The sequence below is a fragment of the Streptomyces sp. NPDC048275 genome, from assembly GCF_040652275.1.
GTDB lineage: Bacteria > Actinomycetota > Actinomycetes > Streptomycetales > Streptomycetaceae > Streptomyces.
Window position 1 is genome coordinate 57,255 of record NZ_JBEZLR010000013.1, and the last position, 16,972, is coordinate 74,226.

General features: G+C 68.1%; 13 protein-coding genes. 5 read left to right on the forward strand and 8 right to left on the reverse strand.

Going from position 1 to position 16,972, the window contains the following annotated elements; translation table 11 throughout:
- Entirely contained in the window at positions 1–504 is a 504-nt protein-coding gene (locus AB0D57_RS11160) for a DinB family protein (RefSeq protein WP_362070268.1), read from the reverse strand.
- A 91-nt stretch (positions 505–595) separates the two neighbouring features.
- Between AB0D57_RS11160 and AB0D57_RS11165 the strand changes: the two genes are divergently transcribed.
- Positions 596–1,342, forward strand: coding sequence for a methyltransferase domain-containing protein (locus AB0D57_RS11165; RefSeq protein ID WP_362070271.1), 747 nt, complete (start codon positions 596–598; stop codon positions 1,340–1,342).
- Here the strand turns inward: AB0D57_RS11165 and AB0D57_RS11170 are convergent.
- The 7 genes from AB0D57_RS11170 to AB0D57_RS11200 form a co-directional block, all read right to left on the reverse strand.
- Positions 1,328–2,458, reverse strand: a complete 1,131-nt coding sequence (locus tag AB0D57_RS11170) for a dipeptide ABC transporter ATP-binding protein (protein ID WP_362070274.1) — start codon at positions 2,456–2,458, stop codon at positions 1,328–1,330. The genes AB0D57_RS11165 and AB0D57_RS11170 overlap by 15 nt on opposite strands.
- Positions 2,459–2,463: 5 nt before the next feature.
- Positions 2,464–3,528 (reverse strand): ABC transporter ATP-binding protein, encoded by a 1,065-nt coding sequence (locus AB0D57_RS11175; RefSeq protein WP_362070277.1) that lies wholly within the window; start codon positions 3,526–3,528, stop codon positions 2,464–2,466.
- 72 nt (positions 3,529–3,600) lie between these two features.
- Entirely contained in the window at positions 3,601–4,578 is a 978-nt protein-coding gene (locus AB0D57_RS11180) for an ABC transporter permease (protein WP_362070280.1), read from the reverse strand.
- A 114-nt stretch (positions 4,579–4,692) separates the two neighbouring features.
- Positions 4,693–6,489: an ABC transporter substrate-binding protein gene (locus AB0D57_RS11185; RefSeq protein WP_362070283.1), complete on the reverse strand. Its 1,797-nt coding sequence runs from the start codon at positions 6,487–6,489 to the stop codon at positions 4,693–4,695.
- 115 nt (positions 6,490–6,604) lie between these two features.
- On the reverse strand, positions 6,605–7,633 hold the full coding sequence (locus AB0D57_RS11190; RefSeq protein WP_362070286.1) for an ABC transporter permease: 1,029 nt from the start codon (positions 7,631–7,633) through the stop codon (positions 6,605–6,607).
- A 560-nt stretch (positions 7,634–8,193) separates the two neighbouring features.
- Positions 8,194–10,101 (reverse strand): translational GTPase TypA, encoded by a 1,908-nt coding sequence (gene typA / locus AB0D57_RS11195; protein ID WP_362070289.1) that lies wholly within the window; start codon positions 10,099–10,101, stop codon positions 8,194–8,196.
- Between the two features lie 211 nt (positions 10,102–10,312).
- Entirely contained in the window at positions 10,313–12,526 is a 2,214-nt protein-coding gene (locus AB0D57_RS11200) for an ABC transporter family substrate-binding protein (RefSeq protein WP_362070424.1), read from the reverse strand.
- Between the two features lie 399 nt (positions 12,527–12,925).
- On the opposite strand from AB0D57_RS11200, the gene AB0D57_RS11205 reads away from it, so the two are divergent.
- From AB0D57_RS11205 to AB0D57_RS11220, 4 genes are all read left to right on the forward strand, one after another.
- On the forward strand, positions 12,926–13,228 hold the full coding sequence (locus AB0D57_RS11205) for a hypothetical protein (protein ID WP_362070292.1): 303 nt from the start codon (positions 12,926–12,928) through the stop codon (positions 13,226–13,228).
- A 196-nt stretch (positions 13,229–13,424) separates the two neighbouring features.
- Entirely contained in the window at positions 13,425–14,246 is an 822-nt protein-coding gene (locus AB0D57_RS11210) for a hypothetical protein (RefSeq protein ID WP_362070295.1), read from the forward strand.
- Positions 14,246–16,189 carry a fumarate reductase/succinate dehydrogenase flavoprotein subunit gene (locus AB0D57_RS11215; RefSeq protein ID WP_362070298.1) on the forward strand — a complete coding sequence of 648 codons (1,944 nt, stop codon included), beginning with the start codon at positions 14,246–14,248 and terminating at the stop codon, positions 16,187–16,189. Before AB0D57_RS11210 ends, AB0D57_RS11215 begins: the two co-directional genes overlap by 1 nt.
- Complete coding sequence (locus tag AB0D57_RS11220) at positions 16,186–16,962, forward strand: succinate dehydrogenase/fumarate reductase iron-sulfur subunit (protein WP_362070301.1); 777 nt, start codon at positions 16,186–16,188, stop codon at positions 16,960–16,962. The genes AB0D57_RS11215 and AB0D57_RS11220 overlap by 4 nt, the downstream gene beginning before the upstream one ends.
- Positions 16,963–16,972: the final 10 nt, after the last annotated feature.

Genomic DNA, 16,972 nt, shown 5'->3' on the forward strand with positions numbered 1-16,972 from the left:
TCAGACTCCCGTCTCGCCGTCGAGCAGTTCGCGCAGGATGTCGAGGTGGCCGTTGTGGCGGCCCGTCTCCTCGATCAGGTGGAGGAGGATCCAGCGGAGGTCGATCTGGCGGCCGTCGCGGATGGAGCGCTTCGCCGTGTCGTCCAGGGAGCGCTCGGTCACCAACGCCCGGTAACGGGCGGCCTGTTGCTCATAAGCAGTCAGGAGATCCGGCAGCGGCACATCGACGGCGATCCGCATCTCGCGGTCGGGGTCCTCGTCCGTCCAGGGACCTTCGTCCTCCTCGCCGAGGAACACCACCTGGAACCAGTAGTACTCGACCCAGTGGAGGTGGCTGATCAGTCCGCAGAGCGTCATCAGCGGGGAGCCGGGCAGCGGGGCCTTGCGGGCGTTCTCCGCCGAGACGCCCTCGCACTTGGCGCGGGCGGTGTCGCGGACGTAGTCGAGGAAGGTGGTCAGCTGTGAACGCTCGTCCCAGGCGGGGGGCGTGTCGGTTCGTGTCATCGGGGTGAAGCATCCTCGGCCGCCCGTTCGCTGTCGAGCGATTTACGAGGGCCTCGGGCACGGGGTGCCCGCGGGCTGACAGACTGCTGCGATGGCTGACCGTTCGTTCGGTGACGTCTCACTCGCCGCCCTGTACGACGCCCTCAATCCGTGGGGGGCGAGTGACGACTTCTATCTGGACCTGGTGATGTCCGCGCGGTCCGTCCTCGATGTCGGATGCGGGACCGGGCGGCTGCTCGGGCGGGCCCGGGAGGCCGGGCACCGGGGCCGGCTGTGCGGGCTCGACCCCGCCGCGGCCATGCTGGTGCGGGCCCGACGCCGAGCCCCCTGCGAATGGGTGCTCGGGGATCTCGCCTGCGTGCGCTGGGAGCGGGAGTTCGATCTCGTCGTGATGTCCGGGCACACCTTCCAAGTGCTCCTGGGGGATGACGAGTTACGCACCGCCCTCGCCTCCGTGCGCGCCGCCCTCGCCGACGGCGGACGGTTCGTCTTCGAGACCCGCAATCCCGCCGCCCGCGCCTGGGAGCGGTGGACCCCCGAACACCCGCGCGAAGCGATCGACGCCCAAGGAGAGGTCGTACGCGTGTGGCACAAGGTCGAGACACCGGTGGCCGGGGAGCGGGTGACGTTCACCGAGACGTTCGAGCACCCGGCGTGGGAGCGGCCGGCGGTCAGTCGCAGCACACTGCGGTTCCTGGGCCAGGACGCACTGGCCACGTTCCTCACGGCGGCCGGACTCACCGTCGACAAGCAGTACGGCGACTGGGAACGGGGGCCGCTCACCCCCGCCTCTCCCGAAATCATCACCGTCGCCCGCCCCGGCCTAGGACTTACCTGAGCCCTCCTCCAGCGCCGTCAGCGCCGGGTCGAGGACGATGTCCTGGGCGCGCGCCTCGATCGTGGGCTCCTCGGGGAAGTGGCAGGCCGTCAGATGGCCCTCGGCGTTGCCCGACAGCCGGATCAGCGGCGGTTCCTGCTGCGCGCACTTGTCCTGCGCCTTCCAGCAGCGGGTGCGGAACCGGCAGCCGGACGGCGGGGAAATGGGGGAGGGCACGTCGCCCTGGAGGCGGATGCGTTCCTTCTTCGGGGCGTCGATGTCCGCGTCCGGGACAGCCGACATCAGGGCGTGGGTGTACGGGTGGCGCGGGCCGCTGTACAGCGACGTACGGTCCGCGATCTCCACGATCTTGCCGAGGTACATCACCGCGACGCGCTGCGAGAAGTGGCGCACGATCGCCAGGTCGTGGGCGATGAAGACGAACGCGATGCCGGTCTCCCGCTGGACCTCCTGGAGCAGGTTCACCACCTGCGCCTGGATCGAGACGTCGAGCGCGGAGACCGGTTCGTCCGCCACGATCAGCTTGGGCGAGAGAGCCAACGCCCTTGCCACCCCGATGCGTTGGCGCTGCCCGCCGGAGAACTCGTGCGGGAAGCGGTTGTAGTGCTCAGGGTTGAGTCCGACCGTCTCTAGCAGTTCGCGCACGCGCTTCTCGCGGCCGCCGGGCGGATGGACCCCGTTGATCTCCATCGGGGAGGAGATGATCGTGCCGACCGTCTGGCGGGGGTTGAGGGAGGCGTACGGATCCTGGAAGATCATCTGGATCTCGGAGCGGATCGGGGCCAGCTGGCGGCGGCTGGAACGGCTGATGTCCTGCCCCCGGTACGAGATCGTGCCGTCCGTCGGCTCCAGGAGACGGGTCAGCAGCCGCCCCGTCGTGGACTTCCCACAGCCCGACTCTCCCACCAGGCCCAGGCTCTCACCGGGGAAGACGTCGAAGGAGAGGCCGTCCACGGCCTGGACCGCGCCCACCGTACGCCTGATCGGGAAGCCTCCCCTCACCGGGAAGTACTTCTTCAGGTCGCGTACCCGTAGGAGCGGTTCGGCCGGCTCCCCGTACCGCTGCCCGTGGACCCGGTCGGCCGCGACCGCCGTCTTCTCGTCGCTCACAGTCATTCCCCTCAGCCCAGCCGGGGCCGGATCGTCTCGGTGAAGGTCAGCGTCTTCTGGTCCCTCGTCAAGTGACAGGCGGCGCCGCGCCCTTGCGGAAGTTCCGGCCGGACGTCGACACACCGGTCGGACCCCTCGACCTCGCCCCGATAGGCGCACCGCGGATGGAACGGGCACCCCGAGGGCGGGTTCAGCAGCGACGGGGGCGCGCCCGGAATCGGCGTGAGCGGCTCGTCCACGTCCGCCGACAGACGCGGCATCGAGGCCAGCAGGCCCCAGGTGTACGGGTGTTGCGGGGACTTGAGCACCTCGCGGACCGTGCCTCGCTCCACCGCTCGCCCCGCGTACATCACGAGCAGGTCGTCCGCCATGTTGGCGACCACCCCGAGGTCATGGGTGATCATGATGATCGCGGAGCCGAACTCCTGCTGGAGGTCTTTCAACAGGTCCAGGATCTGCGCCTGGACGGTCACGTCGAGGGCCGTCGTCGGCTCGTCGGCGATCAGCAGGTCCGGGTCGCAGACCAGCGACATCGCGATCATCGCGCGCTGGCGCATACCGCCGGAGAACTGGTGCGGATAGTCGTCCACACGGTTCCTGGCGTCCGGGATGCCGACCTTCGCCAGCATCTCGATCGCCCGCTCGCGCGCCTCCTTCTTGGAGGCCCCGGTGTGTTTGCGGAAAGGCTCGCCGATCTGCCGCCCCACCGTGTGATAGGGCGACAGCGCGGTCAGCGCGTCCTGGAAGATCATCGCCATCTTGTTGCCGCGGAGCCTCTCCAACTCGCTTTCCGTGGCGGTGATCAGTTCCTTGCCGTCGAGGACGATCTCACCGTCGATCGTGGTCGTCATCGGGTTGTGCAGTCCGAGGATGGTCAGATTGGTGACGGACTTGCCGGACCCGGACTCGCCGACGATGCCGAGGGTCGTCCCCCGCTCCAGATCGAAGGAAAGACCGTCGACCGCCTTGACGACGCCGTCCTCCGTGGAGAACCGCACATGCAGGTCGCGGACCGAGAGAAACGCCTCGGATCCGGTGGGAGCCGGAGGGTCCTCCGGCTTGGTGAGTGTGGTCACTGCGGTTTCTCCCAGGACTGCGAGCAGGACTACGACGGGACGACGACTGGGCTACGACGGGACAGCGACGAGCTACGACAGGCGCACACGCGGGTCGATCACGGCGTACAGGGAATCCACGATCACGTTGAGCAGCAGGATGAACGCGGCGCTGAAGAGCATCACGCCCATGAGCTTCGGCAGGTCCTTGCCGACGACCGAGTCCACGGCGAGCCGGCCGAGGCCCGCGAGCCCGAAGGTGAACTCGGTGACCACCGCGCCGCCGAGCAGGGCCGAGAGGTCCATGCCGAGGATGGTGAGGATCGGGATGAGCGAGCCGCGCCAGGCGTACCGGAAGAAGACGTATCTGCCGGTCATGCCCTTCGCGCGGGCCGCGCGCACATGTTCCTCCTGGAGCTGTTCGATCATCGTCGAGCGCGCCATGCGGGTGTAGTTGGCGGTGAAGATCACGGACATGACGAGCCAGGGGATCAGCAGGCCCATGAACCACTGCGCCGGATTGTCCGTGAGGGGCACGTACTTGGGTTTGTCCAGCCAGCCGGTGCTGTACACGAAGATGCCGAGGACGATCGGGCCGAGGAAGTAGATCTGCATCGAACTGAGCACCAGCGAGATGCTGCTGAACGACTTGTCGAGCCAGGTCCCGCGGAAGCGGGCGGCGATCATGCCGGTGCCGAGGCCGACCGCGAGGAAGACGACCAGTCCGCCGATGGTGAGGGACAGCGTCAGCGGGAAGCGGTCCATGATCGTGTCCCAGACCATCTGCTGGTCGCGGAAGGAGATGCCGAAGCAGGGGGCCGGGCAGTGGCCCACGGCGAAGTCCCGCCCGGCGAATATGCCGACGAGGAACTTCCAGTACTGCACCGGCACCGGATCGTCCATGCCCAGGTTCTTGTGGATGATCGCGAGCGCGTCGGGGGTGCAGTTCTTGCCGCAGGCGAGCGTCGCGGGGTCCTGGGGGATGGCGTAGTACATGAAGAACGTGAAGGCGCTGATCAGCAGGAGGATGAGCATCGCGCCGAACGTCCGGCGGAGGAGGAAACGAAGCATGGCGGATCGCTGCTCTCAGGGACGGGCGGCCAGGGACAGGAGCGGCGCCCGGGGCGCACTCCGCGGTGTGCGAAGCACGGACTGCGGAGTGCGGAGTGCGCCCCGGGAGCGTGGTCAGCTCTTGAGGAAGACCCGGGTGGGGTCGATGTAGCTCGTCACCGTGGAGTAGCGCAGGCCGCCGACATTGCTGCCGGCGATCTGGAACACCTTGGTGTAGTAGATCGGCGCGGCCGGGTTGACCTTCTCGCTGATGTACTGGTTGAGGGAGGTCCAGGCCTTGCTGGCCTCGGCGGTGTCCGTGATCTTGACGATCCGCTTGATCTCGGAGTTCACGTGCTCGTCGTTGATGTGCGCGTAGTTCGACGCGCCGTCCTGGATCTGCGTGCCGTCGTACGACGGCGGGATGACGGTGGAGGCGGACGGCCAGTCCTGGCCCCAGCCTGTCATGTAGATGTCGTAGCCGTTGTCGACCTTGCCGACCTGCTCGTACCAGGTGGCGTTGTCGATCTCCTTCTTCTGCACGCTGAGGCCGATTTTTTCCAGCGCGTTCTCGACGAGGATCGCCTGCTGCTGGCGGACCGGGATGTTGGAGTGGGCGTAGACGATCTTCATGCCCTCGGCGCCGGCCTCCTTGATGAGCTGCTTGGCCTTCTCGATGTCGCCGTTGGGCTTCTTGGCCCGGTCGAAGGGGTCGTAGTCCTTCTGGTAGCCCGGAGTGGTGGGCGACATCAGGCTGTTGGCGACCTCACCGCCGTACGCGCCGCCGTCGGCCTTGAAGACCGCGGTGGCCGGCATGGCGTAGGTGATCGCGTCGCGGATCTTCTTGTCCTTGATGCGGTCCATGTTGAAGTTCATCTGCCACACGTACGGCGCGTAGCCCTGGACCGTGCGCTTCATCGCCGCGGCGTCGGAGACGACCTTCTGCACCTGGGTGGTGGCGACCTGACCGGTCATCATGATGGCGTTCTTGGCGTCACCGCGGTCGGCGAGGATCGTCTTGGTCTGGTCCTCGTCGTCGTGGTTGATCTCGATGTCGAAGCCGTCGACGTACTGGTGACGCATGGCGTCCGTCGCCGGGTCCCAGTTGGTGTTCTTGACCAGCTTGACGCTCTTGCCGGCCTTGAACTCCGAGATCTTGTACGGGCCGACGGCGACCGGCTTGGTGTCGTACTTGGCCTTCGTGTCCGTCGCCTTGGGGACCGCGGAGTAGCCGGCCATGGCCAGGGCCTGGGGCAGGTCGGGCTGCGGTTCCGTGAAGTGGAAGACGATCGTGCTGTCGTCCGGGGTCTCCAGGACGGTGTCCGGCAGGTGCTTGCCCTTGAACGGACCCTCGTACGCGTCACGGTAGGTGGTGCCGGTGCCCGACAGCCACTGCTGGATGTAGGACGGACCGTCCGTGATGAACGGGTCGTAGAGCCGTTCGAAGGTGTGCCGGATGTCGGCCGAGTCGATCACATGACCGGTCTCGTCCTTGATCCCGCTCTTCAGCGTGTACGTCCAGGTCTTGCCGGCGTCCGACATCTTCCCGGGGTCGGTGGCGAGGTCGCCGACCACCGTCAGGGCGCCCTTGTCGTCCTCCTTGTAGGTGGTCAGGCCGCGGAAGATGAGCTTGGCGAGCAGGCCGGCGTCGCTGACGTAGATCTGTCCCGGGTCCTGGTGCGAGAAGTCGTCCTCCTCGTAGACCTGGACCGTACCGCCGGTCCTGGCTCCCGCGACCTCGGGGGCGGGGCCGGTGGAGTCCTTGGCGGTACCCATCTTCACCGCGGCGGACTGCGCGGCGGCTTCCTCCTTGTTCTTGCTCTTGTCCGTGTTGCTGCCGCTCTTACTGTCGCTGCAGCCGGCCAGCGCCAGGGCGCCAGCCGCGACCGCGACGAGCGCGGTCCGCGCTCTGCGAGAAGTGAAGATGCTCATCGAGTCGAGTCCACCTGCCTGTGAGTAGTGACACTTTCTGTGCGGGGCGGAGCTGTCCGTGGGGGGGGTGGGACCGTGCAGGGGGGCCGTGCGGCGTGGGCCGTGCGGCGTGGGATCAGCGGCCCGTCTTCGGGTCGAAGGCATCCCGGACCGAGTCGCCGAGGAGGTTGAAGGCCACGACGAAGATGACCATCGCGATCCCCGGGAAGAACATGTAGACGGGATCCTGCTCGTAGATGCCGGAGCCGATGGCGAACATCCGGCCCCAGTCGGGGGTCGGCTCGGTGTAGCCGACACCGACGAAGGACAGGAACGCGACCGTGAGAATGGTGCTGGGCAGCAGGTACGTGCCCTGTACCAGGATCGGTGTGACGAGGTTGGGCAGCAGTTCCTTGCGGATGATCCGCCACGGCGAGGCACCCGCGACCTTGGCGGCCTCGACGAACTCCCGCTCACGCAGCGAAAGGGTGACCGCCCGGATCAGCCGGGCCAGGCCCATCCAGCCCAGGAACCACAGCACTCCGATGATCGCGAGCGCATGGACGTAGGCGGGCGTCTCCTCGTCGGGGGCGACGAACACCGCGGTGATCACGGGCATGGACGCGATCATGAAGAGCTGGCTGGGGAAGGCCAGCAGGAAGTCGGTGAGCCGGCCCAGCCAGTAGTCGACCTTGCCGCCGAAGTACCCGCCGACCAGGCCGATCACGATGCCCATGAGCACCATCGCGAGTGTCGCCGCGAGCGCCGTGTACAGCGAGGTGCGCATGCCGTACAGCAGCTGGGTGAACACATCGCGCCCGAGGGTGGGTTCGATCCCGAACCAGAACTCCGACGTGATGCCGCCGTTGGGTCCGGCGGGCATGTTGAATTCGTTCAGGAGGAAGGGATCGTCCTGCCCGTAGAGCGTGTACGGATTCTTTCCGTACAGCTTCGAGATCAGCGGAGCGAGGGCGGCGATCAGGAAGAAGAACAGCACGACACAGGCGGCGACCACCCCGCTGCGGTCACGCTTGAACCGGCGCCACATCAACTGGCCGGGCGATCGGCCCTCCAGCGTGGCCGGCCGCTCGGGACTCTTGCGCCCGGGCTTCTCATCCACCTCGGTGGCGGCTTCCGTGCCCTCGATCTCGATCGGACTCGTCATGATTCGTCCATTTCATGGGTACGCCGAGCCCGCGGCCGCCACAGGGTGTGGACGGCCACAGTTCGGACCATGCGGATCAGAGAGACGTATGCCTATCGGTCGTGGCGCGCCGGGGCGCGGCGTACGACAACTCGCAGATGAACACGCGTAGTCGGCATCTGATGCCTCCTCATGACTCAACCGGTGCACGGACAGGAGGGGCCCATGAATGACCTCCGACACCCCTGACGGAGGATCAAAAACCCCACTGTGCTCGTGAGTCGGCGCTGTCCCCACAGCGCGTGACCCATTGACCCGAGCGTTACGCGGCTAACTATCTGACATGAGCCAGATACCGACCACTGCCTTGAGGTCTCGGTTCAATCACAGCTCGCACGTACATCTTCCAAAATCTGGACAAAGGGATCCGAGAGAGAAGCCCGCGAAACGGACGTGTTACATACCTATCGGGCGACGGACTCCGCATTTCGGACAGAGGGGGGCCGAAAAATGGGTTGTAAAAAGCCCGGGCACCCCCATGGAGGGGTACCCGGGCTCGGACGGCGTCAGTCCGCGGTGGATCAGCCGTTCTTGGCGCGGCTCGCGGCGCGGGCGCGCTCACGGCCGTCCAGGTTGACCTTGCGGATGCGAACGGCTTCCGGGGTCACCTCGACGCACTCGTCGTCGCGGCAGAACTCCAGCGACTGCTCCAGCGAGAGCTTGCGCGGCGGGACGATCGCCTCGAACGAGTCGGCCGACGCCGACCGCATGTTCGTGAGCTTCTTCTCCTTGGTGATGTTCACGTCCATGTCGTCGGCGCGCGAGTTCTCGCCGACGATCATGCCCTCGTACACCTCGGTGCCGGGGTCGGTGAACAGCACGCCGCGCTCCTGGAGGTTCGTCATCGCGAACGCGGTGACGGCGCCGGCGCGGTCGGCGACCAGGGAGCCGTTGTTACGGGTCGCCAGCACGCCGAACCAGGGCTCGTGGCCCTCGTGGATGGAGTGGGCGATACCGGTGCCGCGGGTGCCGGTGAGGAACTCGGTCCGGAACCCGATGAGACCGCGGGACGGCACGACGAACTCCATGCGGACCCAGCCCGAACCGTGGTTGGACATGTTGTCCATGCGGCCCTTGCGGACGCCCATGAGCTGCGTGACCGCGCCCATGTGCTCCTCGGGGACGTCGATGGTCATGCGCTCGACCGGCTCGTGCGTCTTGCCGTCGATCTCCTGCGTGACGACCTGCGGCTTGCCGATGGTCAGCTCGAAGCCCTCGCGGCGCATCTGCTCGACCAGGATGGCGAGCGCGAGCTCACCACGGCCCTGGACCTCCCACGCGTCCGGGCGCTCGGTGTCGAGCACACGCAGGGAGACGTTACCGACCAGCTCGCGGTCCAGGCGGTCCTTGACCTGGCGGGCGGTGACCTTGCGGTCCTTGACCGCCGCCTTGTTCTCGGCGCCCTTGCCGGTGCCACCGCGGCCGACCAGCGGCGAGGTGTTCGTACCGATGGTCATCGAGATGGCCGGCTCGTCGACCGTGATCAGCGGCAGCGCGATCGGGTTCTCGGGGTCGGCGAGGGTCTCGCCGATCATGATGTCCGGGATACCGGCGACGGCGCAGATGTCACCGGGGCCCGCCTTCTCCGCGGGCTTGCGGGTGAGCGCCTCGGTCATCAGCAGCTCGGTGATGCGGACGTTGGACATCGTGCCGTCGCGCTTGATCCACGTGACGGTCTGGCCCTTGCGCAGCTCGCCCTGCTCGACACGGAGCAGCGCGATACGGCCGAGGAAGTTGTCGGCGTCCAGGTTGGTGACGTGCGCCTGGAGCGGGGCGGCCTCGTCGTACGACGGGGCCGGGACGCTCGACAGGATCGTGGAGAAGAACGGCTCCAGGCTGTCGCTGTCGGCCGGGACGGTGCCGTCCTCCGGCTTGGTCAGCGAGGCGACGCCGTCACGCGCACACGCGTAGACGATCGGGAACTCGATCTGCTCCTCGTCGGCGTCGAGGTCGAGGAAGAGGTCGTACGCCTCGTTCACGACCTCGTCGATGCGCGAGTCGGGACGGTCCGTCTTGTTGATGCACAGGATGACGGGCAGGCGGGCCTGCAGCGCCTTGCGCAGCACGAAGCGGGTCTGGGGCAGCGGGCCCTCGGAGGCGTCGACGAGCAGCACGACCGCGTCCACCATCGACAGACCGCGCTCGACCTCGCCGCCGAAGTCGGCGTGGCCGGGGGTGTCGATGATGTTGATCGTGATGACGTCGCCGCCATCCTTCGGGTGGTACTTCACGGCCGTGTTCTTGGCCAGGATCGTGATGCCCTTCTCACGCTCCAGGTCGTTCGAGTCCATCATGCGGTCGTCGAGCGACTCGGCGGCGTGCGCGGCGAAGGCACCGGCCTGCTTGAGCATGGCGTCGACCAGGGTGGTCTTGCCGTGGTCGACGTGGGCGACGATGGCAACGTTGCGGATGTCGTGGCGCGTGGCCATATTGAGGCGCTTCTCCCGGAGTGAGTGGACGGCCTCCGCAGCGCGGGGCCTGCCGGGCTGAACACGCCACGGCCTTACCCCATGGTACGTGGCCGCTGCCGCTGCGGCTCGACAGGGCCGGACGGGGCTGGATGGGGTTGGTTCTCGTGTGCGGGCCGGGGGGGGCCGAGCGCGCAGTTCCCCGCGCCCCTGGCGGCCCCTACGGGGCCGACTAACGCGCGCCCTTCTTCAAAAAGCCCATGTCCTCGTAGATCGGGGTCTGGAAGCCGAAGGCGCCGGCGTTGACCAGGGTCGTGCGGGTCGCCGTGAGCTGGGGGCGCTGGTACAGCGGAATCGATCCGGCGACGGCCCAGATACGGGCGTCGGCCTTGCGGACCAGGGCGCGGGCCTCGTCCTCGTCCAGCGTGGCGATGGCCTGGTCGAAGAGCTGGTCGACCTGGTCGGTACCGACCCGGGTGAAGTTCTGCTCAACAGTGAGGGAACCGTCGGCGGCCGGGACCGGCTTCGCGAAGATCGGGCGGGCGTCGGTGGCCGGGAAGGCGGAAGCGGGCCACGAGTACAGGGCGAGGTCGTACTGGCCCGAGGCGATGTGGTCCTTGAAGTAGCTGACGTCCGACACCTTCGACATCTCCGTACGGATGCCGATGCGCTCCAGCATCCGCGCGATGCGGTCGGCGACGGCGCGCAGCGACTGGGAGCCCGGCCCCGCGGGCAGCACGAAGCGGAGCGTCAGCGGCTGTCCGTCCTTGGCGAGCGCACCGGCCGCGGCGCCCGCCGGGGCGGCCGTGCCCTTGGGCGCGTACGCCCCCTGGGCCCCGCCCTCCCAGGTGTCCCGCGGGACGTACTCCTTGCCGTCGAGGGGCTTGCCGGCCTGCTCGTCCGTCTGGTTGCGGTGCTTCTTGGACTGGTCCTTCGGGTCCTTCTTCTTCTCCCGGTCGGCCTCGGCGGGCTTGTTGTCCTCGCCGACGATGTACGTCCCGTCGTCGTCGGCGTCGGAACCGGAGTCCGCCTTCTCGCCCTCGGGCTTCTCCTCCTGCGGCCCGGCCGCCTCGTCCTCCGGCTGCTGTTCCTTCACCGGCCCTCCGGGCACCCACCCGGCGTCGGCCAGCAGCGCCTGCGCCTCCGCGGTGTCCTGACCGCCGAGCGCGCCGCTGTTGTCGGCGTACGCCGGCTGCCCGGAGAGCGCGAGATGGCTGCCGACCGGCACGGCGGGCAGTCCCAGCGGCCCCAGTACGAGCTTGGCCAGTTCGTTGCGGTCGAGGGCACGGGCGATGGCGCGGCGGACACGCTCGTCGGCGAGCGGGCCCTCGGAGCCGTTCAGGGCGAGCTGGGTGTAGACGGGCTCGAGGGACTTACGGACGACGAAGTCGCGCAGAGCCACCTGCTGGTCGGCGTAGTTCGCGATCTCCTTGCGGAGCTTCTCGCGGGCGCCGATCTCCTCGGACGCGGCCTGCTCGTCGGAGCCGTGCGCGATGGCCCACGAGCGCAGCGCCTTCTCGGGGGTGAGCGCGGCGCCGGGGCCCGAAAGGGGCGTACTGCCCGTGTCGCGGGCGGCGAGGGTGATCCGCTCGGCCTCGTCCGGGTCGATCTCGGCCATGTCGACCTTGTCGGCGATGAGCGCGGCGGCCCGCTCGCCGCGTGGGACGGCGCGCAGATCGATCTCGGCGAGTTTCGCGGGGCGGCCCCACCAGCGCGGGTTGCGGGTGAGGCGGATCTCGCCTTTCTTGACGTCGACCTTCTGCAGCGCGAAGGGGCCCGCGGTGACCTTCAGCTTGCGGCGGGCGCCGTCGTTGAAGCTGTCCGCGGTGCCCATGACGTCCTTCGGGTACAGCGGCGAGAAGAGTGACTTCCAGTCGGCGTACGTGCGGTTGAAGGTGACCTTGACCTCGAGGTCGCTGGCGCCGCGTTCGATCTTCGCGATGCGGTCGTAGCCGGCGTTGCGGGCCGTCCAGTACGCGCTGTCCTTGCCGGACAGGGCGCGCCACTGTGCGGCGAAGTCGGCGGCGCCGATCTCGCGGCCGTCGCTCCAGACCGCCTGCTGGTTCAGCTTGTAGAGCACCACCTGCTTGGGCTCGCGCTCGACGATCTCGGCCGATTCCAAATAGTCGGGGTTGAGCTGGGGGCGGCCCGTCGCGTCGAGGCGGTAGAGGGCGGGCAGGACGGCAGCGGCGACCCGGGTGGTCGCGGGGTCGGCGTCGGCCTGGAAGGTGTTGAGCGTCTGAGGCACCGCGTCCACGGCCCAGCGCAAGGTGCCGCCGTCCGCGATCAGGTCACGGCCCGCGGGCGCGATGTCCTGCGCGGCGACGGGCTTGGCCGCCTCGTCCTCCGAGCTGCACGCGGACAGTGCGGGTACCGCGAGTGCGCCCGCGGTGAGGAACGCGACCGAGCGCATCACCGCGCGCAGTCCGACGCCGTCGTGGGAGATCACGTCTACCTCCGGGGTGGGGCCGCCGGTTCTGATCACGTTTGGCGGTATATTTGGCGGTATATGGATCTGATCAGATCTATGGGCCAACTGAAGAGGAAAGGGTTCGCCTGCCGGTGACGACACGGCGAGGAGTGACGGCAAGCCACCCGTCCGGCCCACTCCGCGCCGACCGAGTCGAAGGGTCACGGGGCCTGCGGGGCCCCGGAAATGAAGGGCGCTCAACCGAAAACGAACGGCGCTCAAATGGAACAGGGCGCACGCGAGGGTGCATTCGGCGCAACACGATCCGCCAATCGCGGCACATCCCTTCACACGACCAGGTGTGACGCGCGACACTCGCAGGCGCATGAACGTTGCCACCCAGGGCTCGACCGCCCACGGAAGTGAGGTCACGTCATGTCCGTGCAAGACGACCTGATGTCAGTCCAGCGCTGCCTCGAGGACCTCTCGAGGTCGGTGGGACGACTGGAACAGCAGCTGGGCGGGGGCCTGGACGTGCGCCGGGTGCGCGTCGACGCCGACCATCTGCGCGAGAGCGTCGCGCTGCTGGGAGAGGCCGCCTCGGGACCGACAGCGGGATCGGCCGCGCCACGCCGGCCCGACCGCCTCGTCCCCATCCCGGACACCCCGTACAACAGCGCCCTGTGGACGGACTCGGACGACGAGGGACTCGGCGTCCGCGACCGGCACGCCCCTTGAACGCCCGAACCGACGGCGAGTGAGCCGAAGGGGCGCGCCTGTGTCGAGCGGCCATGGGGGCGCCCCTGCTCGAGCGAAGACGAGAGCTTGGGGGAGCGCGGAGGCCCGACGAAGGAGGGCTGAGCACGGTCGGCCGCTCGACACAGGATCAAGCGCCCCGGAGACGAACCGAGCCCTGAAAAGGCGGAGTGTCAAGTTGGCCACTGGTACGGAACCCCATCTGAACAGCGGCGGCGTACGGACCGGTACCCGCGCCTCGATCGCCGCCCCGCACCTGCGGACCGACCGCTGGTGGCTCGCGCCCGCCGCCACCGCGGCCGGCCTGCTGGCGTTCATCGTCTACTCGACCTGGCGGGCCTTCGCGGACACGCACTACTACGCGGCCCCGTACGTCTCGCCGTTCTACTCGCCCTGTCTGGCCGAGCGGTGCGAGACCATGCGCGCCGGGCCGAACGCGGACCTCTTCGGGAGCTGGTGGGGAATCTCCCCCGCGATCATCATCCTGATCTTCCCGCTCGGCTTCCGGCTGACCTGCTACTACTACCGCAAGGCCTACTACCGCGGCTTCTGGGCGTCCCCGCCCGCCTGCGCGGTCGCCGAACCGCACAAGAAGTACACCGGCGAGACCCGCTTCCCGCTGATCCTGCAGAACATCCACCGGTACTTCTTCTACGCCGCGATCGTCGTCGCCGGGATCCTCACGTACGACACCGTGCTCTCCTTCCGCGACGAGCACTACAACTGGGGCCACATGGGCCTGGGCACCCTGGTCTTCCTGCTCAACATCACGCTGATCTGGGCGTACACACTCTCCTGCCACTCCTGCCGGCACATCGTCGGAGGGAAGCTCAAACACTTCTCCAAGCATCCTGTGCGTTACCGGATGTGGCAGTGGGTCGGAAAGCTGAATGCCCGTCACATGCTGCTCGCCTGGACGTCGTTGGTGAGCGTGGCGCTCGCCGACTTCTACGTGTATCTGCTCGCGTCCGGTGCTTTCGACGATCCGAGGTTTTTCTGATGTCGGTTGTGGACCGCCAGGGGTGGGACGTCGTCGTGGTCGGTGCCGGTGGCGCCGGCCTCCGGGCCGCCATCGAGGCGCGGGAGCGCGGCGCCCGTACGGCCGTGATCTGCAAGTCGCTGTTCGGCAAGGCGCACACGGTGATGGCCGAGGGCGGCATCGCGGCGGCGATGGCCAACGCGAACGAGCACGACAACTGGCAGGTCCACTTCCGCGACACCATGAGGGGCGGGAAGTTCCTCAACCAGTGGCGGATGGCCGAACTGCACGCCCAGGAGGCCCCCGACCGGGTGTGGGAGCTGGAGACCTGGGGGGCGCTGTTCGACCGGACGAAGGACGGACGGATCTCGCAGCGCAACTTCGGCGGCCATGAGTATCCGAGGCTCGCGCATGTCGGCGACCGGACCGGGCTCGAGCTGATCCGCACCCTCCAGCAGAAGATCGTCTCCCTTCAGCAGGAGGACATGGAAGAGACGGGTGACTACGAGAGTCGCCTGAAGGTGTATCAGGAGTGCACCGTCACCCGGATCCTGAAAGACGGCCCTCGGGTCTCCGGGACCTTCTGTTACGAGCGCGAGAGCGGCCGCTTCTTCGTCCTCGAAGCGCCCTCCGTCGTGATCGCGACCGGCGGCATCGGCAAGTCCTTCAAGGTGACGTCGAACTCGTGGGAGTACACCGGAGACGGTCACGCGCTCGCGCTGTTGGCCGGGGCGCCCCTGTTGAACATGGAGTTCGTGCAGTTCCACCCGACCGGCATGGTCTGGCCCCCGTCGGTGAAGGGGATCCTGGTCACCGAATCCGTCCGCGGCGACGGCGGGGTGCTCAGGAACTCCGACGGCAAGCGGTTCATGTTCGACTACATCCCCGACGTCTTCAAGGAGAAGTACGCGCAGTCCGAGGACGAGGGCGACCGCTGGTACGAGGACCCCGACAACAACCGGCGCCCTCCCGAGCTGCTCCCCCGCGACGAGGTGGCCCGCGCCATCAACGCGGAGGTGAAGGCGGGCCGCGGCACCCCGCACGGCGGGGTGTTCCTGGACGTCTCCACCCGGATGCCCGCCGAGGTGATCCGGCGCCGACTGCCGTCCATGTACCACCAGTTCAAAGAGCTGGCGGACGTCGACATCACGGCGGAGGCGATGGAGGTGGGGCCCACCTGTCACTACGTGATGGGCGGCATCGCGGTGGACTCCGACACCGCGGCGGCGCGCGGCGTGCCCGGGCTGTTCGCGTCCGGTGAGGTGGCCGGCGGTATGCACGGCTCCAACCGGCTGGGCGGCAACTCGCTCTCCGACCTACTGGTGTTCGGGCGGCGGGCGGGGCTGCACGCCGCGCAGTACGCCGCCGATCTGGCCGGGGACCGCCCGCCCGTGGACGACATCCAGGTCGACACGGCAGCCGCGGAGGCACTGCGGCCCTTCTCGGCGGAGGGCCCGGCGCCGGGCGAGCAGGACGGACGCCCGCCGGAGAACCCGTACACCCTTCACCAGGAACTCCAGCAGACCATGAACGACCTGGTCGGCATCATCCGTCGCGAGAGGGAGATGGAGCAGGCGCTGGAGAAGCTGGCGGAGCTGCGGGTACGCGCGCGGCGGGCCGGCGTCGAGGGGCACCGTCAGTTCAACCCCGGCTGGCATCTCGCCCTGGACCTGCGCAACATGCTCCTGGTCAGCGAATGCGTGGCGCGCGCCGCCCTGGAGCGTACGGAGTCGCGCGGCGGCCACACCCGCGAGGACCACCCGGCGATGGAGCGGTCCTGGCGCCGCCTGAACCTCCTGTGCGGGCTGACCGACCCGACCGGCGGACTGGCGGCGACCGACCCCGTACACGGCCAGATCGATCTCACGCGCGAGACCACCGAACCCATCCGCCCCGACCTGCTCGCCCTCTTCGAGAAGGAAGAGCTGGTCAAGTACCTCGCCGAAGAGGAGCTCTACGAGTGAGCAGCTACGAGGCCCGCTTCAAGGTGTGGCGCGGGGATGTCAAGGGCGGCGGCCTGGAGGACTTCGCGGTCGAGGTGAACGACGGCGAGGTGGTGCTCGACATCATCCACCGCCTCCAGGCGACCCAGGCCCCTGACCTGGCCGTCCGCTGGAACTGCAAGGCGGGAAAGTGCGGTTCGTGCTCGGCGGAGATCAACGGGCGCCCGCGACTGATGTGCATGACCCGCATGTCGGTGTTCACCCGCGAGGAGACGATCACCGTCACGCCGATGCGTGCCTTCCCGGTCGTACGTGACCTCGTCACGGACGTGGGTTTCAACTACACGAAGGCGCGGGAGGTGCCCGCCTTCGTCCCCCCTGCCGACCTCGGGCCCGGCGAGTACCGCATGATGCAGGAGGATGTGGACCGCTCGCAGGAGTTCCGCAAGTGCATCGAGTGTTTCCTGTGCCAGGACACCTGTCATGTGGTGCGCGACCACGAGGAGAACAAACCGGCGTTCGCGGGGCCCCGGTTCCTGATGCGGGTGGCGGAGCTGGACATGCACCCGCTGGACGGGGCCGCCGAGACCGGCCTGGACCGCAAGCGCACGGCCCAGGACGAACACGGCCTCGGCTACTGCAACATCACCAAGTGCTGTACGGAGGTCTGCCCCGAGGGAATCAAGATCACGGACAACGCGCTGATCCCCTTGAAGGAACGGGCCGTGGACCGCAAGTACGACCCGCTGGTGTGGCTGGGGTCGAAGATCCGCCGACGGCCCGCGTCACCCTGAGGAGCCCCGC